Raw genomic sequence first — 20219 nt, 5'->3', positions numbered from 1 at the left:
CTGAGCAGGCTGCGGGGCGGCTAGAGCGGCTGCACCTCCTGGTAGTGCTGCTCGAGCCGGTCGAGGAAGGTGCTGAGGCTGTGGCAGCACGCGAGCCCGGCCGATCGCGCACCCATCGCCCGGCGCAGTGCTGTGTCGCCGAGGAGCCGGGAGAGTGCGTCGGCGAGGGCGCGGCGTTCGCCCGGCGGGACGAGCACCCCGTTGTGGCCCGGGCGGACCAGTTCGGGGATGCCGCCGACGTCGGTGGCGGCGACCGCCCGCCCGACGCAGAGGGCTTCCAGCGCGACAGTCGGGAAGTTCTCCGGCCACACCGACGGGATCACCACCACCGAAGCGGCGCGGTACGCGGCCGCCAGTTCAGGCCCGTCGAGCCAGCCGGCGAACCGGACGCGGTCGGCCACACCGTGTTCGCTGACGGACTTTTCCAGTACGGCCCGTTGGGTGCCGTCTCCGGCGAGCGTCAGCCGGGCGTCCGGCAGGCGGCGGGCGACGGTCGCGAAGGCGTCCACGAGCACGTGCGCGCCTTTCACCAGTTCGAGCCGTCCGGCGAACAGCGCGTGGGCGGCGTCGGGGACCGGTTCGGCCGCCCGCAGCGGCACGCCGTTCGGGACGACGTGGATCGGTGTCCGCGGCAGATCGTGCAGTACGGCGTCGGCGAGGAACCGGCTCGGGGTGAGCACGCGGTCGACGGTGCGCAGGCGGCGCAGGTAAGCCGGTCGCTGCAGGAAACGCAAATAGGCCAGCCGCGCAGTGTCCATTGTAGACAACCTGGCGCGGCCTTCGGTGCGGCTGCGCAGGTTCCACGACAGCAGCTGTCCGGTCCAGTCCTCCGGACCGTGGACGGTGAGCACTCGCGGATAGGCCGCCGACGCGCTGAGCACGGCCGGGCTGAACTCGCCGATGGTGTGCAGGTGCACCACATCGGGCCCGAAAGACCGCAGCGCGGCGGACACCTGCCGGTAGGCGGGGCGGTGCCAGAAATACCCCGCGAAGCGGCGGGCGGCACCGCCGCGGATGGCGGGCACCAGGACGTCGGCGAAGACTTCCCGGTCGCTGACGGCGGGGTCGTCGAGCAGGTGGTCGGTCGCGATGACGAGGACCTGCTGCCCGCGGCGGCGCAGCCCGTCGGCGACGAGGCGGACGCTACGCTCCGCGCCGCCGGCCTCGAAGCCGACGTTGACGATGTGCGCGATCTTCATCCGAACCTCCCTTGTCGCTCGGAGCCAAGCGGAACCCGCGCAGTGCCAGCGCGGCGACCGCGACGAGCCCGGACGCGAGATTGCCGACGCCCCAGGCCGCCGCGATCCAGACGAGGCTGTGCCGCGCCCCGAGCGCGGCGAGGCCGACCGTGACCACCGCGTAGACCAGATTCGACAGATTCATCGCCGGCAGCTGCCGGGTCACCTTGAGCAGAAACCCGGACCACGTGTTGAAAGCGACCGCGAACGCGGAGACCGCGAGGACCACGAGGCAGTTCCGGGCGTCGGCGGCGTAGCTCGCGCCGAACAGGGTCAGCACGGGTTTCGCGAGCGCGGCGGTGATGCTGACGGCGGGCACCACGATCGAGAGGATGAGCAGCGCCGACCGTTTCGCGAGGTGCTTGAGGTCTTCCTGCTCGTGCGAGCCTTCGGCGAACAGCGCCTCGCCGACCGCGAACGGCACGGCGTTGACGAAGTTGGCGATCTGGAACGCCACGAAGTAGGCCGCCGACGCTTCCGGGCCGAGCGAACGCAGCACGAGCAGCGGAATCACCAGCAGCGGCACCAGATTCAGGCAGCTGGACGCGTAATTGCCGAGCGAGTACGACAGCGTGGAACGCAGCGTCGCCGGGTACAGGCGGGGCCGCACCGGGATGCGCAGGCGCTGGCGGATGACGACAACGCTCGCGATGGCGGCGACGGCGGAGGCCACCGTGCTGGACAGGAAAATCCCGATCGCGCCCGCGCCGACGAAAACGATCGGCAGGCCGATTTTGACCACGCTCATCAGAACGCCGTTGAGGAGCATGTTGTACTTCGCCGCGCGCAGGGCGACGAACACCGAGTCGGTCAGCAGGTTCTGCGAGACCGCCATCGCCAGCAGCGCGAACAGTGCGACCTCGGGGAACGACCCGCTGAGGAACGACAATCCGGGCGAGACCAGCGGCGCGACGAGGGCGAATCCGGCCCCGAGGACGGTGCCGGTGACGGCCACCGACGTGAGCGCGGTGCTGACGTGCGCGCTGCGGGACAGCGTCGTGGGCAGGTACCGGACGAGGCTGGAGCTGAGCCCGAGCCCGCTGAAGTAGCTCAGCAGCGTCACCGCGGAGAGCAGCGAACTCGCCCAGCCCACCTCGGCGGGCGGGTACAGCCGGGCGACGACGATCCAGAACACGAACCCGGACCCGGCGCCGAGCGCGGTCGTGGCCATCAGGAAGAACGAGTTGCGCACCAGCGGGTCGGATTTCAGCCGGGCGGCGAAGGACGGCACGGGCCCGGCGAGTGCGGTCATGCCCGGACCTCGGCCGGGTCGAGCGCCTCGCGGTAGGCCTGTTCGAGGCGCTGGACGTGTTTCGGCCAGGAGAACCGCGCGGCGGCGAAACCGGCGGAGTAGCGGCCCATGGCTTCGCGGCGCGCGGGATCGGCGGCGAGGGAGCGCAGTGTCGCGCGGAGGATGGCCGGGTCGCGGCGGATGAGGGCGACTTGGGTCCGGTCGAGTCCGTAGGAGGCGTATCCCGGGTCGTCGGTGGTGACGACCGGGAGGCCCGAGGCCATGGCTTCTTGGACAGTCAGGGGGAATCCTTCCGCGGTGGAGGGCAGGGCGAAGACGTCGCAGGCGCGGTAGAGGTCGCTGATCTCGGCGGGGCTCAGCGCGCCGAGGTGATGCACGGCGAGATCAGCGGGGACGTGCCTGGGCGGATCACCCGCGAACACCAGGTCGTAGTCGTGGTGGCGGGCGGCGAGGAGCAGGTCGTATCCCTTCTTCGGCACCGGCCGTCCGACGAACAGCACCAGGACCCGGTCGTCGGGCAGCCGCCAGCGTTTCCGCAGCAGCGCCGGTTCCCCGGCCGAGGCGGGGCGGTACTGGCCGGTGTCGACGCCGTTGGGGAGCAGTTCCACGGTGCTGCCCCGGAATCGGCGGACGAAGGCGGCGACCGAATCGTTGACCACGAAGACCTCGCGACCGGCCCGGAACAGCCGCCGCCCGACGGACCGGTACACCGCGTGCTGGACGGCCCGCACCAGCGCCGACGGGTGCTCGACGACCCCGACGTGCTGGGTCAGGAAAAGCGGCGTGCCGGTTCGCGCGGCGCGCAGTCCCGCGCTCCAGGAGGACTGATAGAGCGTGTCGTGCAGGTGGACGACATCCGCCCACCGCACCCATTCGCGGACGGCGCGGCCCAGCCGGGGCCCGAACACCGGAAACGGCACCCCGGTCCGGTTTTCCACCCCGTTGAAGGCCGGAACGCGCACGACCCGGACACCGTCGTCGGGAAGCGGCGGCCCGGCGCTCGTCAGCACGGTGACCTCGGCGCCGCGGGCGGCGAGCGTCCGGGCCTGCTGGGCGGCGACGTTCTCGATCCCCCCGACGTGCGGCGGGTAGTAGTGCGAGACGAGCAGGATCCGGAGCGGACGGGAAGACGTCATCGGTACACACTCGTTCCGTTGCTGCTGTAGACCTTGTTTTTGGTGGCGTCGAGAAACCGCAGCGGATAGCTGTAGGTGACGAGATCGCCTTGGTAGAACACGGTGACCTCGTCTTTGCGGACTGTCGGGTAGCCGAGGAGGACGAACGAGCCGGGCTGCACGAGCGTCGGATAGATGTCGTCGCCAGGGCGCCCGTCGATGAGCGTCTGGAGCCGGCTGAGCGTGTAGCGGTCGGATTGGATCCGCTGTGCGGCGGTGTGCTGTTCGAGCCAGGCGATGGCGGCGCGTTCCTGGGGATGGGCGTAGTAGATGTCGTAGTACTGCCCGGCGTTGTCGAGGTGCAGCTGCGCGGGATAGCCGCCGAACAGCCGGGGCAGCGCACCGGTGAGGTCGAGGAACAACAGCAGTGCCACGGTGGTCGCGGCGGGCATCCGCCACCGTTTCCTGAGCCACGACAGCGCCCAGACCGACCCCATCGCGATGAACGGGGCGAACCCGAACAGCCCCTGCTGGAAGGTGCGCAGGAGCCCGTAGTCCACCGAGAGCTGCGGCACGGCGATCTCGGCGGCGAGCACGCCCAAGCCGCCGGCGGCGAGCACGAACAGGTCGTGCGTCGGGCGGAACAGCGTCGCGGTGGCGATGAGCGTCCCGGCCAAACCGAGGATCAACAGCACTTGCAGCCCGTCCGCGCACAAGGTGCGGAGCAGGCCGTTGATTCGGGGGACGTCGAGGCCGAGCCGGTCGAGGGCGGAACCTGCCGCGGTGAGCGGCAGATTGTCGGCAGGGGCGACCTGGGCGGTCGCCGAGCTCAACGCGGTCGGGGGTTCGCCGCCGGTGCGGGACCGGGTGGAATCGGCGTAGTCGCGCAACCGCTGCTGCGGGCTGACCCGGGCGGAGCTGAAGATGCCGTAAGCGGTGTCGGAGGAACCGCGTTGCACCTCGCCCGGGTGGAACAGGTCCTGTGCGGTGGCCGCGGCGGTGTGCTGGAGCTGATGCCAGGTGCCGGTGACCGGCCCGGTCCACAGCGCCGAGCACAGGACCGCGATGCCGATCATCGGCCAGGCGACGAAGTCGGTGGCTTCCTTCGGCGCCCGCTCGGCGAGCCGGCGCCGCAGCGGCGGGACGACCCGGATGACGCCGCTCGCGAGCTTGCCCAGCAGCAGCACGCCGATCAGCACGTAGGTAGTGGAGTAGTGGGACAGCACAACGCCCGCGAACAGGACGGTGAACGCGATCCGCCGCGCCCGTCGCGGGGCGGAAAGGTCGCTCAGCGCCAGGACCGCGCAGCCGAGCAGGAGGAACGCGATCTCCTGACGGCCGAGGAACGGCATGTCGGTGAAAAACGTGGGGAACGCGAGGAAGTAGACCGCGGCGAGGAGCGCGACCCGTTTCGACGTGAGATTGCGCGTCGTGCGGTACACCGCGACCGGCGCCGCGGCGAACAGCATCGGCAGCACGACTTTGAAGATCGCCAAGCCGGGCAACGCGGTCAGCTTGGCCAGTGACGTGGGCAGCAGGGTGATGCTGAGGCAGGCGTTGTACGCATCGGGATAGCCGGAGATATCCCAGTAGCCCTTGGTCGAGGTCAGCTGGAAGAGCAGGTACTCGCGCTGGATGTCGTGTCCGCTGACGTACCAGCCGCGCAGCGAGGTCAGCAGCAGCAAGGCCGTTGCCGCGCACAGGATTCCGAACGCGATGGCCCCGTCGCCGTAACGGCCCGCCTTGAGCACCAGGAACCCGAGCAGCGCCGCGACGAGGACCAGTGCGATCAGGCTCGTCGCGCCGGTGAACCCGTTGTTCAGGCGGACGGCCCCGGCGATCGCGACCACCAGGGAAAGAACTCCGAGGACAGCGACGGGCGCGATGTCGCGCACCGGCATCAGCCGCAGCGCACGCACCGGCGGCGAGGCGCCGGTGAGCCGTCGGTCCAAGAATGCGAGCCCCGCCGCAGTCAGGGTCTGGGCCACGGCGAGGGACGCAGTCGTGAGAGGGCGCGAGACGCCGAACCAGGGGAGCACGGTGTTGACCGCCAGTGCGGCCACCATCGCGGCCAGCACCGCGAAACCGAGGCCCAGCAACCATTGGGCTTCCCGAGCGGAGACGATCCTGGTGGCAATCCGGCGGCACAGCCAGGCCGGAGCGCCGATCAGCAGCCAGAGACCGGCGACGGTCACCAGCACGGCCGGTCGCCACGGACTCAGCTCCACGGCGCAGGCGACGAGCACCGATCCGAGCACGACGGTGCGCTGGCTGGGTCTCGTCACGGCAGAACCTCGGCATAGACGTCCTCGACCCGCTGCGCCACCTCGGCCCAGGTGAACTTCCGCGCAGCCGCCGCGCTGGCCGCGGCGGTCCGCTGCCGGAAGTCCTCGTCCGCCGCGAATTCGTCGATCGCCGCGGCCAGGGCGGCGGGATCGGCGGGGGCGAGGGCTCCGACGCCGCGCAGGAGTTCGGAGTTCCCGGGAACGTCGGTCGCGAGCACCGGCAGTCCCGCGGCCATGGCCTCGAGCGCGGCGAGCGACATCCCTTCGCGATCCGACGGCAGCACGAACAGATCGGCTTGCTCGTACCGCCGCAGCAGCTCGCCGCCGTGCAGACGACCGTGGAACCGCACACCCGGAATCCCTTGCCGCCGCACGGTTTCTTCAAGCTGCTGCCGCTGTTCCCCGTCCCCGACGACGTCGAGTTCGACCGGCTGGCGCACCAGGGCCAGCGCGTGCAGGAGCCGGGCGAGGTTCTTCTGGGGGCTGAGTCGTCCGACGAACAGCAAGCGCAGCAACGGTTCCGGTCGCGCGCGTGGCGGCAGGAAGAATTCATCGGACACCCCGTTCGGCACCGCGAAAACCCGCGCCGGATCGACCCGGTAGGCGGTGCGGACGAACTCCCGCTGCGCCTCGGTCAGCACCAGCACCCCGGCCGCAGCCCGCAGAACGCGGCTGAAGACGTGCTTTTTGTAGTGCGGCAACAGCCATCCCAGCTTCCCGGACTGGTCGACGTCCAGGTGGAAATGCAGCAGGAACGGCTGACGGCGCGCGGCCGCGGCGAGCGCGACCTGCTCGGGCAGCACCGCGTGTGCGGCGTGCAGATGCCACACCGACGTCTTCGGCGTGCGCAGCAACGCGGGAACGAGACCGGGCGACACCGGCGTGTGCGCGACGTCGAGCGCGAGCGCCCGAATGATGTCGACGTCGCGCACCCGCTCGCGCCGCGGCGAATCGCGGGCGCCGACGGTCGTGGTGAGCACGGTGACGTCGTGCTGGCGCGCCTGCTCCACCGCCAAGTGCTGCACCACCGCTTCCATCCCGCCCAGATGCGGCGGGTAGTAGGGCGTGATCTGGACGATCCGGCGGGGCGTCACGGTCTGCCTCTGGTGGCGGAAGCGTTGCCCGGCAAGCGGAAACGGAGGTTCTCCATGCCGCCCGCGACATTCACCGCGATCGCGTCCACGACGTGCCCCGGCGGGACCGGCAGGCGGAAGTCGAGCGTGGTGAACTGGCCGGGTTCGAGGGTCACGCGCCGCGACACCCCGGCGAGCCGGTCCGCCGACGAGGTCTCCAGCGCGGCCACCACGGTGTAGTCCGCGTGCGCGGGACCGTGGCGCACGAGCGCGACCTCGGCGGTGACAGTTCCGTCCCGGAACGTGGGCGTGCCGACGAAATACAGCTCGGTGTAGGTCTCGGGCTGCTCGGTGAAGGACTGCCGGAACAGCACCCGCGCGGCCGGCCACACCAGGACCGTCACGACCCCGAGCACCACCACCGCCGAAACCGCGCCGGCGAACTTCAGCCAGCCGCGGCCGTTTCCCCGGTCTTCTCCCGCGGAGTCGTCCACGCTCAGTCCGCCATCGCCAGCACGCACTCGGCTTCGCCGGTGCAGAGCACGTTCGCCGGCCCGCGGACGGTGCGCGCCCGGTGGGCGGCCAGCTGCGAAAGGTTGCGCAGTCCGTCGCGCACGGCGTGCAGTTTCACTTCGCCGCCGCGGATCCGGTACTCGATCGGCGTTTCGCCGCACCGGAAACCGCGGATGTACGCGTCGTTCTTGATCTCCTGCGAGAACGGCATCCCGCCGGACCGGATGTCGAGGTGCTGCCACACGTGCCGCCGGAACACCCACATCCCGGACTGCGAGTCGCGGAACGGCGAGCGGAAGAAGAACCGGCTGATCAGCGTCAGCACCCGGTTCCCGATCAGGTGGGAGGGCTTCATCGCCTCGCGGTTCTCGTGGCCGAGCCGGTTGGTGGAAAGGAAATCGAGCCGCCGGTCCGCCATCGTGCACAGCAGCCCGGGCAGGTGGTCGAACGGGTAGGTGCAGTCCGCGTCGCCGGTCGCGATCACGTCGCCGGTCGCGGCGGCGAAACCGGCGTGATAGGCGTGCCCGTACCCGCGACGCGGCTGCAGGACCACCCGCGCGCCGAGGGCGGCGGCGACCTCGCCGGTCCCGTCGGTCGAGGCGTTGTCGACCACGATCACCTCGATCTCGTAGCCGAGGGAAGCGAGCCCGGAGTGCGGGATCGTGGCCAGCACCCGGGGCATGTTGACCCGCTCGTTGAGGGCGGGGATGACGATGGACAGGGTCCGCGGGCCCGGTCTTGCGCCGCAGGCGCCGCGGCTGGCGACCCGGAGGCCGCAACAGGGACCGGAAGCCGCGCGGGGAGTGGTGTCGTCCGACGGCGAGGAGCTGGAACGCTCGATGTTCGACGTCATGGAAGAACCTCGGTTCTTGTCTTGTGCTCGGCGGGGGAAGAGAGCAGAAGAGCACGGGAGCACGGCGGGATCCGGAGGCGGGAAGCACCGATTGCCCGGCCTCGTCAGGCCGGGTGGTCGGCGTCCGCCGGCGGAGAGCCTGCCGGCGACGGGTCGGGGGGCGGGGGTTGCTGTTGTAGAGGCGGGCGGTGCGAACGGCCTCGCGACCGTGCGAGCGCGCTTCGGCGCCCGGCCTCGTATCTGTATCGATGCCGAGGGCCTGGGCGCTACGTGCGTTTAGCGAATTTTTCGTTCACTCGATCGGGGGAGTGCTGAATGCGACCGCGATTATGAACGGTCGTCGCAGGTAATGGTGACCGGTGCGCAAAAAACCGAAAGGGATTCGCGTGCGGTTTCACTCGTTCGGCCTAGTCCGGAAAAAGCGGGTGACCGGGCCGAAAGGACGGCATCGAGCCGTATGCCTGCTATGTCCGCATGCTGTTCGGGCCTGCTTGGACGCGAGTATATGCCTTGCTGTGCAACGGTAATCGGACGCGACTAGTTCCCGAACGAGCCGTGTCTGCCCGCGCCCTCGGCGAATCGCGTCGCTCCCGCAATGGTGTCGGCATTCAATGACTGAATCCCGTGCCGGAATTCGTTTTCCCATGCGGATTCCTCGGTCAAGGACTCGCTTTCCAGCAATGCGGCGCGGTCCTCGCGCAGGCAGGTCCGCGGAAACGCCGCGAGTTCCCGGCCCAGTGCGATCGCGGCGGGCAATGCCTGCCCGGAAGGCACGACGCGATTCGCCAATCCGATCCGATGCGCTTCTTCCGCGCCGACCGGACGTCCGGTCAGCACCAGGTCCATCGCGTGGCTCCGCCCGATCAGCCGCGGCAGCCGGAAAGTGCCGCCGTCGATGAGCGGAACGCCCCAGCGGCGGCAGAAGACGCCGAATACCGCGGTCTCCTCCACGATCCGGAGGTCCGCCCAGATCGCCAGTTCCAATCCGCCCGCGACGGCGTGCCCGGACACCGCCGCGAGCACCGGCTTGCGCAACCGCAGACGGGTCGGCCCCATCGGACCGTCGCCGTCCGGCTCGGTGCGGTTGCCGCGGCCTTCGCTCACCGCCTTGAGGTCCGCGCCCGCGCAGAAGGTCCCGCCGACGCCGTGGAGCACCGCGACCGAGGCGTCCGAGGCGTCGAATTCCCGGAAGGCGTCGGCCAATGCCTCGGCGGTGGCGCGGTCGACGGCGTTGCGCCGCTCCGGCCGGTTGATGCCGATGGTGGTGACCGGACCGTCGTGCTCGACCAGCACAGTGCTCACGCGGTGCCTCCTGCCGAAGTAGCGGGTGTCCGGGCAGCATGCCATGCCCCGTAGGCTCCGGCCGGCAGATCGGCACGGGAAGGGAGCTGCGGGATGGACGCCGAAAGCCTGGCCGCGTTCGGGTTCGAGCTGGGAGTGCTCAAGCGGGTCCGCCGCGCGGGCTGGTGGCAGGCGGGGGTCCGCGACCCCGAATCGGTGGCCGAGCACAGCCTTCGGGCGGCGCAGCTGGCAGCGCTGCTCGCCGCCGAGGAAGGCGCGGTTCCCGAGCGCGCGGCGTTTCTCGCGCTGTGGCACGACACCCAGGAGACCCGCACCGGGGACCTGCCGCACACGGCCGCGCCGTACCTGACGAAGCCGGAACCCCGGGCCATCACGGCGGACCAGACCGCGGGATTGCCGCGCGCGTCGGCGGAAACCGTGCGGGCGGCGGTAGACGAGTACGAAACTCGCGAGTCGCCCGAAGCGCGCTGCGCGAAAGACGCCGACAAACTCGAAATGCTTTTCCAAGCGCTCGAATACCGGGCGACCGGAGTCTCCACAGTGGACGAATGGGTCGCGTCCGCGCAGGCCGGGCTCTTCACCGAAACCGCCCGGCGGGTCGCCGAGGCCGCGCTGGCGACGTCGCCGCTGGCCTGGCGGTCTCGTTAGGGATCACCCACATGGGCGCACTTCTGGTTTAAGACTGTCCTCTCTGGGAAAGATCCAGAGTACGACCATCTCGGGGAGGCACAGGATGAACCGGAAACTCACGGCAATGCTGGCCAGTATCGCGGCGATGGCGGCGACGATCGGATTCGCGGCGAGCGCGGAGGCGGCGGGACCTCCGTGCGGCGCGCAGGCGAAAGCGTGCCTGAAGCTGTCGGCGAACACGGCGTGGCTGATGAACAACGGCAAGGTCACCCGCGGCGGCGTGCGCGTGACTGTCGGCAAGCCCGCGTACCCGACGCCGGTCGGCACGTTCCGCGTGCAGTACAAGGATCTTCACCACTACAGCAAGCAGTTCCACGGCCCGATGCCGTACTCGGTCTTCTTCACCAACACCGGGGTGGCGTTCCATCAGGGCAGCCTGAAGGTCCAGTCGCACGGCTGCGTGCACCTGTCGCACGCGGACGCGGTGGCGTTCTTCAACACGCTGCAGCCGGGCGATGTGGTGCAGGTCGTGCGGTAATCGCGATTGCGAGGCCTGAGGTCCGTGAGGGGAACCCTGAGGGAATCAGATTCCCTCAGGGTTCCCCTCACGGACGTGTGGCCCGCGCGCAGGCCCTTCGACTCGGGTAAGGGTCCTTGCGCTGATCACCCGACGGGCATCGGCCGTCGCAGCGCTTGCCTGCGCAGGCGGCCGAACCCCCTCGGATTGTTGAACCCGAACACGGCCACGGTCTGGCCGTCGCGGTGATAAGTGGCGAGGAAGGACTCGTCGTCCGGGCCGCCGTCGGCGAAGCGCACCTCGTCGCCGGGGGAGGGGTGCCCGGCGAGCTGGAGCGTCCCCGCGTACTGATCCGACCAGACGTAACCGCTCGGCTGGTACTCCCGGACCACCTGCCCGGCCAGCAGGTTGGCGATCGCGACTGAGGCCTGCTCGGTGGCGTTCGTCCAGTGCTCGTGCCGAGTCCCAGCCGGCCCGTACGCCGCGACGTCGCCCGCCGCGACCACGTTCGGCAGAGACGTGACCAGGCCGGTGTCGGTACGGACGCCGTTGCCGATCTCCAGCCCCGAGCCATCGAGCCACTCGACTGCCGGGACCATTCCGATCCCGGCGACGACCACGTCGGCGGGCAGATTCTCCCCGGTGTCCAGCTGCACTCCGGTGACCCGGCCGGACAGCGTGGAAAGCCCGGCGACTGCAGTGCCGCAGCGGAGCGTGACGCCGTTCCGCCCGTGCAGACCCGCGCAGATCGAGCCGAGTTCCGGGCCCAGCACGCGCGCCATTGGCGTCGGCAATGCCTCCAGGACCGTGACATCGAGACCCAAGCCGGAGCACGTCGAAGCCACCTCGGCCCCGATGAATCCGCCGCCGACGATCACTGCCCGTGCACCGGGGACCAATTCCTCGCGGAGGGCGAGAGCGTCGTCGAGGGTGCGCAGAACATGAACTCCGGCAACGGATTCCGTGCCGGGCAAGGCGCGAGCCCGGCCGCCGGTCGCGAGGATGACGCCGTCGGCGGCGAGTTCGCCGCCGGTGAGGACGAGGCGGCCGGTGGCCGCGTCGAACCGTTCCGCGCGCGTGCCGAGCCGGACGTCCAGCGAAGCGAGGTCGTCGGCATCGAGCAGGTCGAGCGATTCGCGCGACGCGGTTCCGGTGAGGAAGGCTTTCGACAGCGGCGGCCGGTCGTAGGGGAGGTGCGGCTCTTCACCGATGAGCACCACGCGACCGTCGAACCCCTGTGCGCGCAGCTCCTGCGCGGCGCGGGTGCCGGCGAGCGAAGCGCCGACGATCGCGACCGTTTTCACGCAGCGTCCTCGGCGGCGTCGGCGAGCACGTAGATGACGCCCTCGTCGACCTGCACCTGATACGTGCGCACCGGCTGCTTCGCGGGCAGGCAGGACGGCAGGCCGGTGCGCAGGTCGAAGAGCGCCGCGTGCAGCGGGCACTCCACGAAGCAGCCTTCGAGCCAGCCGTCGGCCAGCGACGCGTCCTGGTGGGTGCAGGTGTCCCCGATCGCGTACAGCTCGCCGTCGGCGTTGAAGACGGCGATGGGCTCCGGCCCCGCGATCCGGACGGACTCGCCCGGGGGCAGTTCGTCCACTGAGCACGCGCGCAGCATTGATTCCTCCGAAGCTGGGGATTGTTGCGTATTGAGGAACACTCGACGTGATACGCAACAGAGTTTGAGCGCGCCGGAGGGGTGCCGTCAAGAGGTTCCGGGGTGGAGTTTTTCGGAGCGCCGTTCCGGGTGAAAGCCGTGGTCGAAGGCGGTTCCGGCGAACGGGTGCGGCACCGGGGAGAGCGCTTGACAGCGCCCCGGCTGAGCCTCATCTTGTTCCGGAGAGGGCAACAAGACGCGTAATACGCAACATCGAAGGTGTTCGAGAGGAGCCCTGCCGGTGACCGCTATCGACCTCCCGCAGAGCCTGCTGCCGACTCTGCCCGGGCCGCACTACACCGACCCGGCGATCTTCGCCCGGGAGCAGGAGCGGATCTTCGAAGCGGGCTGGTTCTGTGCGGTCCGCAGCGCCGACCTGCCGTCGCCCGGCTCGTTCGAGACCGTGCAGGTCGGCCGCGAAAGCGTGCTGATCGCGCGCGGTCGCGACGGGGCTTTGCGCGCGTTCCTGAACGTGTGCCGCCATCGCGGCGCGCGGCTGTGCACCGACGAGAAGGGTTCGGTGAAGCGCGCTTTCCAGTGCATGTACCACGCCTGGACCTACGGCCTCGACGGAAAGCTCGTCGCCGCACCGAATCTGACCGGGATGCCCGACATCGACCGCGTCGAGTACGGCCTGACGAAGGTGCATCTGCGCGAATGGCTCGGCTACGCCTGGGTTTGCCTCGCCGAGGATGCACCGTCCTTTGCGGACACTGTGCAGGCCGACGTGAGCGAACGGCTCGGCGGGCCCGGCGAAATCGAGGCGTACGGCATCGAGAATCTGTCGCTGGGCCGCCGCATCGAGTACGACGTGCGTGCGAACTGGAAGCAGATCATCGAGAACTTCATGGAGTGCTACCACTGCGCGACGATCCATCCGGAGCTCACCGAGGTGGTCCCTGAGTTCGCGGACGGCTACGCGGCGCAGTATTTCGTCGGCCACGGCGCGGAATTCGGCTCCGACGTCACCGGGTTCACTGTGGACGGCGGCGACGGCCTGCAGCGGCTGCCGGGCGTCGGCGAGCATCAGGACCGGCGGTACTACGCGATCACGATCCGGCCGCAGGTGTTCGTGAACCTGGTGCCGGACCACGTGATCGTGCACCGGATGTTCCCGCTGGCCCCGGACCGCACCCTGGTTCGCTGCGACTGGCTGTACCTGGCCGACGTGGTCGAGTCGGGCGCGGACCTCGACCGTTCGGTGGAGCTGTTCCACCGGGTGAACCAGCAGGATTTCGAGGCGTGCGAACGGTGTCAGCAGGCGATGGGATCCCGCGCTTACGCCCGCGGCGGCGTGCTGGTGCCGAGCGAACACCACATCGGCGAGTTCCACGAGTGGGTGCGGGCGAAGGCCGGGGACTAGATCAGCGCGCGGATCGCTTTCTCGAAGCCGGTCACGTGGTCGAGCGTCAGCTCCGACGCCTTGTCGGCGTCCCCCTCCACGATCGCCGTCAGCAACGGCGAATGCTCGTCCACGTGTCCGGCCATCCCGCGCAGCCGGGGAAGGAACACGCACCAGATCCGGGTCGCGAGGTTGTCGTAATGAATCAGAGTGTCCTCGAGGAACGGATTGTGCACACACTGGTAGATCGCGCGGTGGAGCTCGAGGTCGATGCGCAGGAGGTCGGCGTTTTCCTTTTGTGCGGCCGAATCCAGCTGATCGCGCAGCTCCGCCAGCCGCGCACGGTCCGCGTCGGTCGCGCGCGTGGCGGCGGACGCGGCGGCCTTCGGTTCGAGGGTGCGCCGGACCTCGGAGATGTGCGCGAGGTCGGAGATGTTGACGTCGGTGGCGAACGTGCCGCGGCGCGGGTACGCCACCACCAGGCGTTCGGTCTCGAGCCGTTTCAGCGCTTCGCGGATCGGCGTGCGGCCCATCTCGAGTACGCCGCCCGCCCATTCCTCGTTGATCGGGTCGCCCGGCTTGATGTCGAGCATGACGAGGCGGTCGCGCAGGAACTCGTAGGCGCGCTCGGCCAGCGACGGGGCGGCGGCCGGGATGACGTGGTTGACCGGGGTGCTCACCCGGCCTACTCTACCGCGAAGATTGATATATCAGTAGTCGACCAGTTGTCCGATACGGGAGGCCAGCCGGAATGACCACGACGGACCAGCCGCGTCCCCCGGGCGCGGACCTGCCGGACCACCCGGACTTCCTGTGGCGGGACCCGGAGCCGCAGCGCGCGTACGACGTCGTCGTGGTGGGCGGCGGCGGGCACGGCCTCGCGACCGCCTACTACCTCGCCAAGGTGCACGGCATCACCAACGTCGCGGTGCTGGAGAAAGGCTGGCTCGCCGGCGGGAACATGGCCCGCAACACGACGATCATCCGGTCCAACTACCTGTGGGACGAAAGCTCCGGCATCTACGAGCACTCGCTGAAGCTGTGGGAGGGCCTCGAAGAAGACCTCGGCTACCCGATCCTGTTCAGCCAGCGCGGCGTGCTCAACCTCGCGCACAGCCTGCAGGACGTCCGCGACAGCGTGCGCCGGGTCAACGCCAACCGGCTCAACGGGATCGACGCGGAGTGGGTCGACGCGGACGGGGTCAAGGAACTCTGCCCGATCGTGAACACCTCGCCGGACGTCCGCTATCCGGTCCTGGGCGCGACCTATCAGCCGCGCGCCGGAATCGCCAAACACGACTACGTCGCTTGGGGTTTCGCCCGCGCGGCCGCTGAGATGGGCGTCGACCTCATCCAGAACTGCGCGGTCACCGGCATCGAGACGCGCGACGGCAAGGTGGTCGCGGTCGAAACCAGCCGGGGCCGGATCGCCGCCGGGAAGGTCGCGTTGTGCGCGGCCGGGCACAGTTCGGTGCTGGCGAAGATGGCCGGGATCGACCTGCCGCTGGTGTCGCATCCGCTGCAGGCGCTCGTGTCGGAGCTGCTCGAACCGGTGCACCCGACGGTGGTGATGTCGAACGCCGTGCACGTCTACGTTTCCCAGGCGCACAAGGGAGAACTCGTGATGGGCGCGGGCATCGACTCCTACGCCGGCTACGGCCAGCGCGGCGCGTTCCACATCATCGAGGACCAGATGGCCGCCGCGCTGGAGCTGTTCCCGGTCTTCGCGCGGGCGCACCTGCTGCGGACGTGGGCGGGCATCGTCGACGTGACCCCGGACGCCTCGCCGATCGTCGGCCTGACCCCGGTGGAGAACCTGTACCTCAACTGCGGCTGGGGGACCGGCGGGTTCAAGGCCACACCGGGCGTCGGCGACTGCTTCGCGCACACCGTCGCGAAGGGCAAACCGCATCCGTACGCCGAACCCTTCACCCTCGACCGGTTCACCACCGGCGCGCTCGTCGACGAGCACGGCGCCGCCGCCGTCGCGCACTAGGAGCCACTGTGCAGCTGATTCCCTGCCCCTGGTGCGGTCCCCGCGAGGAGACCGAATTCCACTACGGCGGCCAAGCCCACGTCGCGTACCCGCAGGAGCCTGCCGCGCTGTCCGACGAGGACTGGGCGAAGTACGTGTTCTTCCGCGCCAACCCGAGCGGCCCGCTCGCCGAGCGCTGGACGCACAGCGCGGGCTGCCGCCGTTGGTTCAACGCCGTCCGCGACACCCGCACCCACGAACTCGCGGCGGTTTACCGCCTCGACGAACCCCGGCCGGTGATCCCATGACCTTCCGCCTCCCCAGCGGCGGCTACGTCGACCGCGACACCCAGCTCCAGTTCACCTTCGACGGCCGTGTCCTCAGTGGGCACCCGGGCGACACGCTCGCCTCTGCGCTGCTCGCGAACGGTGTGCACCAGGTGGCGAGGAGCGTGAAGCTCGGCCGTCCGCGCGGCATCATGGCAGCGGGCGTCGAAGAGCCGAACGCGGTGGTGCAGCTGGAAAAGCCGTTTCCCGAGCCGATGCAGACCGCCACCACCGTCGAGCTGTTCGACGGCCTGGTCGCGCGCAGCCTTTCCGGACAAGGCCGATTGGCGACCGAACCGGACCCGGCGCGGTACGACGCGAAGCACCTGCACTGCGACGTGCTGGTGATCGGCGCGGGACCGGCTGGGCTCGTCGCCGCCCGCACGGCGGCCCGTGCCGGAGCGCGAGTCGTGCTGGTGGACGACCAACCGGAACCCGGCGGTTCGCTGCTCGGCTCGAACGAGTACGTGGATCTCAAACCCGCTGTCGAGTGGGCCCGCGCGATCGCCGACGAACTCCGCGCGACCCCGGACGTGCACGTGCTCGACCGGACCACCGCGTTCGGCGCGTACGACGACGGTTTCGTCCTGGCCGTGCAAAACCGGACCTCCGGCGCGGCCCGGCAGCGCGTGTGGCGGATCCGCGCGAAGCAGACCGTCCTCGCGACCGGCGCGCACGAACGCCCGATCGTGTTCCCGGACAACGACCGCCCCGGCATCCTTCTCGCGAGCGCCGCACGGACTTACCTGCACCGGTACGGCGTCCTGCCCGGCCGCCGCGCGGTCGTGTTCACCATGGACGACTCCGCCTACGCCACCGCGATCGACCTCGCCGACGCTGGCGTGGAGGTCCCGCTGGTGGTCGACGTTCGCCCGGCCGCCCCGGAGAACTGGGCAGCGGTCTGCGCGGAACGGGGGATCGAGGTCCGCACCGATGCCGCGGTGACCGGAACCGCGGGCACTGAGCGCGTCACCGGCGTACGAGTCGCCGGGGAACTCATCCCGTGCGACACGCTCCTGGTCTCGGGCGGCTGGACCCCCGCCGTCCACCTGTTCAGCCAGCTGCGCGGCGCCTTGCGCTACGAACCCGCCCTCGGCGCGTATCTCCCCGACGGAGAACTCCCGAACGCACGGGTGGCAGGCAGCGCGAACGGTACCTTCGACTTCGCCGGTTGCGTGCGGGAAGGCCGCGCCGCCGCCGCGAAAGCACCAGTGGAGATCCCGCTCCCGGTCTCCGACGCTCGACCGCGCGAGCTGGCCCCCGCCGTCGAATGGCAGATCCCCAGCCCAGAGTCCGATGTGGACACCCGTTTCGTGGACCTGCAGCGCGACGCCACCGTCTCCGACGTGCTCCGCGCGACCGGCGCGGGTCTCACCTCGCTGGAGCACGTCAAGCGCTACACCACCATCGGCACCGCGCACGACCAGGGCAAAACCTCCGGCATGCTCGCCGCCGGGATCACCGCCGAAGCCCTCGGCGTCGACCTCGCGGACCGCCGCCCGACCACCTACCGCCCGCCGTACACGCCCGTCGCCTTCGCCGCGTTGGCCGGACGGAACCGCGGCGAACTGCACGACCCGGTCCGCGTGACCGCATTGCACTCCTGGCATGTCGAACACGGCGCGGAATTCGAGAACGTCGGCCAGTGGAAGCGCCCCTGGTACTACCCGCGGCCAGGCGAGGACCTTCCCGCGGCGGTGCGGCGGGAGTGCCTTGCCGCCCGCACCGACGTGGCGATGATGGACGGCTCCACCCTCGGCAAGATCGACGTCCAAGGCCCGGACGCCGCCGAGTTCCTCGACCTGCTCTACACGAACCTGATGAGCACGCTGAAGGTCGGCCGAATCCGGTACGGCGTCATGTGCGGCGTCGACGGCATGGTCATCGACGACGGCACCGTCATCCGCGTGGCCGAGGACCGCTTCCTCGTCACCACTACCACCGGCAACGCCGCGATGGTGCTGGACTGGATGGAGGAGTGGCTGCAAACCGAGTGGCCGCACCTGCGCGTGTTCGCCACCTCGGTCACCGAGCACTGGGCCACCGTCCCGCTCGTCGGCCCGCGTTCGCGCGAGATCCTCGCCGGGCTCGCGCCGGAGCTGGACGTCAGCAACGACGCGTTCGGCTTCATGGCCTGGCGCGACGCCGAGGTCGCCGGAATCGCCGCACGGGTGTGCCGGATCAGCTTCTCCGGCGAGCTGGCCTACGAGATCAACGTGCCGTCCTGGTACGGCCTGGCGCTCTGGGAAGCGTTGGCGGAGCGGGGAATCACGCCGTACGGCACCGAAACCATGCACGTCCTGCGCGCCGAGAAGGGCTACCCGATCATCGGCCAGGACACCGACGGCACGGTCACCCCCCACGACCTCGGCATGAGCTGGGCGGTGTCCAAGAAGAAGGCCGACTTCCTCGGCAAACGGTCCTTCTCCCGGGCGGAAAACCTGCGCCCGGACCGGAAACAACTCGTCGGCCTGCTGCCGGTCGATCCCACTGTGCTGCTGCCGGAAGGCGCGCAGATCATCGAAACCGCGCACGTCCCGCGCCCGCCGGTGCGCATGCTCGGCCACGTCACCTCCAGCTACCCGAGCGCCGCGCTGAACCGGACCTTCGCGCTCGCGGTCGTCCGCTCCGGCCAGGAGCGGATCGGGGAGACGCTGTACGTCCCGGTCGGCGACGAGGTCGTGCCGGTGACGGTGACCGAAACCGTGCTCTACGACAAGGAGGGGACCCGCCGTGACGGCTAAGACCCTGTCTCCGCTCGCGGAGCACGCGGGCCTGCTCGCCAGCAGCGCTCCGGCCGTGCTCGCCGAAGAACGCCCGTTCGTCTCGCAGCTCAACGTCCGCATCCGCGAAGGCCACGACGCCGCGGCAGCCGTGCTCGGCACCGAACTGCCGGACGTCTGCCAGTTCACCAGCGGAATCGGCGACGTCCTGTGGCTCGGCCCCGACGAGTACCTCGTGCTCGGCGCTCCCGAAGGCACCGAAGCAGCGCTGCGAGAAGCGATCACCGTCGGTGCGGTCACCGATGTGTCCGCTCAGCGCACCACCGTGCAGCTCGGCGGACCGGCGGCCCGCGACGTCCTGGCGCACGGCTGTGCGATCGATCTCCACCCGAAGGCCGCTCTGCCGGGCACCTGCGTGCAGACGTTGCTCGCCCGCACCGGAATCGTCCTGCTGGTGCGGGAAACGGACGAGTTCACCGTGCTCGTGCGCCAGTCGTTCGCCCCCTATTTCGCCGCCTGGCTCGCCGACGCGGCACTGGAATATCGAGAGGAGGAGTCTTGACCCAGTTCACCTTGACCCTGCACTGCCCCGAGCGCTCCGGGATCGTGCACGCCGTGACGACGTTCCTCGTCGGCAACGGCTGCGACATCGTCGAGCACCAGCAGTTCGACGACGACGTGCACGGGGAACTGTTCCTGCGCACCGAATTCGCCTGCGCCGGACCGGCCACAGCGGACGATCTCACCCGCGAGTTCGACCTCGTCGCCCGCGATTACGCCATGCGGTACCGGTTCTCCGACCGCACCCCGGACCGACTGCTGGTGATGGTGTCGAAGGCCGGGCACTGCCTCAACGACCTCCTCTTCCGCTGGCGCGCGGGCGCACTCGGCGCGGAAATCGCGCTCGTGGCGTCGAATCACGAGGACCTGCGCCCGATGGCCGAGGCCGCCGGACTGCCGTTCGTGCACATCCCGGTGACGCCCGCGACCAAGCCGGAGGCCGAACAGCGGCTGCTGGACCTGGTGCGGGAGCACGACATCGACCTCGTCGTACTGGCCCGGTACATGCAGGTCCTCTCGGACGAGCTGTGCCAGAAGCTGCAGGGCCGCGCGATCAACATCCACCACTCGTTCCTGCCCGGCTTCAAGGGCGCGAAACCGTACGCCCAGGCCTACGACCGGGGCGTCAAGTACGTCGGCGCGACCGCGCACTACGTGACCCCCGAACTCGACGAAGGCCCGATCATCGAGCAAGAAGTGCAGCGGGTCGACCACTCGCACTCGCCGCGCGCCCTGGCGACCGTCGGCCGTGACGCCGAAGCGCTCGCCCTTTCCCGCGCGGTGCGCTGGCACTGCGAGCGGCGCGTCCTCCTCAACGGCACCCGGACCGTCGTCTTCCGCTGACCTACCCCAGGGAG

General features: G+C 69.9%; 19 protein-coding genes. 8 read left to right on the top strand and 11 right to left on the bottom strand.

The features are described from left to right. Nucleotides 1–20 precede the first annotated feature (20 nt). The 8 genes from ACFORO_RS33605 to ACFORO_RS33570 all read right to left on the bottom strand — a co-directional run bounded on the left by ACFORO_RS33605 (nt 21) and on the right by ACFORO_RS33570 (nt 9631). Complete coding sequence (locus tag ACFORO_RS33605; protein WP_377876250.1) at nt 21–1199, bottom strand: glycosyltransferase family 4 protein; 1179 nt, start codon at nt 1197–1199, stop codon at nt 21–23. Further along, entirely contained in the window at nt 1144–2490 is a 1347-nt protein-coding gene (locus ACFORO_RS33600) for an oligosaccharide flippase family protein (RefSeq protein WP_377876248.1), read from the bottom strand. Before ACFORO_RS33600 ends, ACFORO_RS33605 begins: the two co-directional genes overlap by 56 nt. Next, on the bottom strand, nt 2487–3626 hold the full coding sequence (locus ACFORO_RS33595) for a glycosyltransferase family 4 protein (RefSeq protein ID WP_377876246.1): 1140 nt from the start codon (nt 3624–3626) through the stop codon (nt 2487–2489). The genes ACFORO_RS33600 and ACFORO_RS33595 overlap by 4 nt, the downstream gene beginning before the upstream one ends. After that, nucleotides 3623–5890 carry a DUF2206 domain-containing protein gene (locus ACFORO_RS33590; RefSeq protein WP_377876244.1) on the bottom strand — a complete coding sequence of 756 codons (2268 nt, stop codon included), beginning with the start codon at nt 5888–5890 and terminating at the stop codon, nt 3623–3625. Before ACFORO_RS33590 ends, ACFORO_RS33595 begins: the two co-directional genes overlap by 4 nt. Next, nucleotides 5887–6984: a glycosyltransferase family 4 protein gene (locus tag ACFORO_RS33585; protein ID WP_377876242.1), complete on the bottom strand. Its 1098-nt coding sequence runs from the start codon at nt 6982–6984 to the stop codon at nt 5887–5889. The genes ACFORO_RS33590 and ACFORO_RS33585 overlap by 4 nt, the downstream gene beginning before the upstream one ends. Continuing rightward, nucleotides 6981–7457 carry a hypothetical protein gene (locus ACFORO_RS33580; RefSeq protein ID WP_354741502.1) on the bottom strand — a complete coding sequence of 159 codons (477 nt, stop codon included), beginning with the start codon at nt 7455–7457 and terminating at the stop codon, nt 6981–6983. Before ACFORO_RS33580 ends, ACFORO_RS33585 begins: the two co-directional genes overlap by 4 nt. Before the next feature lie 2 nt (nt 7458–7459). After that, nucleotides 7460–8329 carry a glycosyltransferase family 2 protein gene (locus tag ACFORO_RS33575; RefSeq protein ID WP_377876240.1) on the bottom strand — a complete coding sequence of 290 codons (870 nt, stop codon included), beginning with the start codon at nt 8327–8329 and terminating at the stop codon, nt 7460–7462. Between the two features lie 537 nt (nt 8330–8866). Further along, the gene (locus ACFORO_RS33570) at nt 8867–9631 is read right to left on the bottom strand and encodes a crotonase/enoyl-CoA hydratase family protein (RefSeq protein ID WP_354741506.1); all 765 of its coding nucleotides are present in this window, start codon (nt 9629–9631) and stop codon (nt 8867–8869) included. Between the two features lie 93 nt (nt 9632–9724). Between ACFORO_RS33570 and ACFORO_RS33565 the strand changes: the two genes are divergently transcribed. Next, complete coding sequence (locus ACFORO_RS33565; protein WP_354741508.1) at nt 9725–10279, top strand: HD domain-containing protein; 555 nt, start codon at nt 9725–9727, stop codon at nt 10277–10279. 85 nt (nt 10280–10364) lie between these two features. After that, nucleotides 10365–10799 carry a L,D-transpeptidase gene (locus ACFORO_RS33560; RefSeq protein WP_354741510.1) on the top strand — a complete coding sequence of 145 codons (435 nt, stop codon included), beginning with the start codon at nt 10365–10367 and terminating at the stop codon, nt 10797–10799. Nucleotides 10800–10924: 125 nt separating this feature from the next. Here the strand turns inward: ACFORO_RS33560 and ACFORO_RS33555 are convergent, their stop codons facing one another. Continuing rightward, nucleotides 10925–12082, bottom strand: coding sequence for an NAD(P)/FAD-dependent oxidoreductase (locus ACFORO_RS33555; RefSeq protein WP_377876235.1), 1158 nt, complete (start codon nt 12080–12082; stop codon nt 10925–10927). Beyond that, nucleotides 12079–12396, bottom strand: coding sequence for a bifunctional 3-phenylpropionate/cinnamic acid dioxygenase ferredoxin subunit (locus ACFORO_RS33550; RefSeq protein ID WP_344273947.1), 318 nt, complete (start codon nt 12394–12396; stop codon nt 12079–12081). The genes ACFORO_RS33555 and ACFORO_RS33550 overlap by 4 nt, the downstream gene beginning before the upstream one ends. Nucleotides 12397–12676: 280 nt before the next feature. Here ACFORO_RS33550 and ACFORO_RS33545 point away from each other — a divergent pair, with 280 nt between their 5' ends. Further along, nucleotides 12677–13798, top strand: a complete 1122-nt coding sequence (locus ACFORO_RS33545) for an aromatic ring-hydroxylating oxygenase subunit alpha (RefSeq protein WP_377876233.1) — start codon at nt 12677–12679, stop codon at nt 13796–13798. Here the strand turns inward: ACFORO_RS33545 and ACFORO_RS33540 are convergent. Continuing rightward, nucleotides 13795–14457 (bottom strand): GntR family transcriptional regulator, encoded by a 663-nt coding sequence (locus ACFORO_RS33540; protein WP_377876231.1) that lies wholly within the window; start codon nt 14455–14457, stop codon nt 13795–13797. The two genes, ACFORO_RS33545 and ACFORO_RS33540, sit on opposite strands and share 4 nt — an antisense overlap. A gap of 71 nt (nt 14458–14528) precedes the next feature. Between ACFORO_RS33540 and ACFORO_RS33535 the strand changes: the two genes are divergently transcribed. Genes ACFORO_RS33535 through purU form a run of 5 tightly spaced genes read left to right on the top strand, consistent with a single transcriptional unit; the run spans nt 14529 to nt 20205 of the window. Beyond that, nucleotides 14529–15773, top strand: coding sequence for a sarcosine oxidase subunit beta family protein (locus tag ACFORO_RS33535; RefSeq protein ID WP_377876229.1), 1245 nt, complete (start codon nt 14529–14531; stop codon nt 15771–15773). An 8-nt stretch (nt 15774–15781) separates the two neighbouring features. Continuing rightward, nucleotides 15782–16060 carry a sarcosine oxidase subunit delta gene (locus tag ACFORO_RS33530; protein WP_370937280.1) on the top strand — a complete coding sequence of 93 codons (279 nt, stop codon included), beginning with the start codon at nt 15782–15784 and terminating at the stop codon, nt 16058–16060. Further along, entirely contained in the window at nt 16057–18822 is a 2766-nt protein-coding gene (locus ACFORO_RS33525) for a 2Fe-2S iron-sulfur cluster-binding protein (RefSeq protein WP_377876226.1), read from the top strand. The genes ACFORO_RS33530 and ACFORO_RS33525 overlap by 4 nt, the downstream gene beginning before the upstream one ends. Beyond that, nucleotides 18812–19363, top strand: coding sequence for a sarcosine oxidase subunit gamma (locus ACFORO_RS33520; RefSeq protein ID WP_377876224.1), 552 nt, complete (start codon nt 18812–18814; stop codon nt 19361–19363). Before ACFORO_RS33525 ends, ACFORO_RS33520 begins: the two co-directional genes overlap by 11 nt. After that, nucleotides 19360–20205: a formyltetrahydrofolate deformylase gene (gene purU / locus ACFORO_RS33515; RefSeq protein ID WP_377876222.1), complete on the top strand. Its 846-nt coding sequence runs from the start codon at nt 19360–19362 to the stop codon at nt 20203–20205. Before ACFORO_RS33520 ends, purU begins: the two co-directional genes overlap by 4 nt. The last annotated feature ends 14 nt before the right edge of the window (nt 20206–20219 follow it).

The sequence above is a fragment of the Amycolatopsis halotolerans genome (assembly GCF_042647905.1).
Taxonomy (GTDB): domain Bacteria; phylum Actinomycetota; class Actinomycetes; order Mycobacteriales; family Pseudonocardiaceae; genus Amycolatopsis; species Amycolatopsis halotolerans.
This window is presented reverse-complemented; position numbering and strand designations above follow the sequence as displayed.

Excerpts from the sequence above, each read along its gene's own strand:
- ACFORO_RS33605 (WP_377876250.1), bottom strand. The coding sequence starts at position 1,199 with ATGAAGATCGCGCACATCGTCAACGTCGGCTTCGAGGCCGGCGGCGCG.
- ACFORO_RS33535 (WP_377876229.1), top strand. The coding sequence starts at position 14,529 with ATGACCACGACGGACCAGCCGCGTCCCCCGGGCGCGGACCTGCCGGAC.
- ACFORO_RS33565 (WP_354741508.1), top strand. The coding sequence starts at position 9,725 with ATGGACGCCGAAAGCCTGGCCGCGTTCGGGTTCGAGCTGGGAGTGCTC.
- ACFORO_RS33595 (WP_377876246.1), bottom strand. The coding sequence starts at position 3,626 with ATGACGTCTTCCCGTCCGCTCCGGATCCTGCTCGTCTCGCACTACTAC.
- ACFORO_RS33600 (WP_377876248.1), bottom strand. The coding sequence starts at position 2,490 with ATGACCGCACTCGCCGGGCCCGTGCCGTCCTTCGCCGCCCGGCTGAAA.
- ACFORO_RS33550 (WP_344273947.1), bottom strand. The coding sequence starts at position 12,396 with ATGCTGCGCGCGTGCTCAGTGGACGAACTGCCCCCGGGCGAGTCCGTC.
- ACFORO_RS33560 (WP_354741510.1), top strand. The coding sequence starts at position 10,365 with ATGAACCGGAAACTCACGGCAATGCTGGCCAGTATCGCGGCGATGGCG.
- ACFORO_RS33575 (WP_377876240.1), bottom strand. The coding sequence starts at position 8,329 with ATGACGTCGAACATCGAGCGTTCCAGCTCCTCGCCGTCGGACGACACC.
- ACFORO_RS33525 (WP_377876226.1), top strand. The coding sequence starts at position 16,057 with ATGACCTTCCGCCTCCCCAGCGGCGGCTACGTCGACCGCGACACCCAG.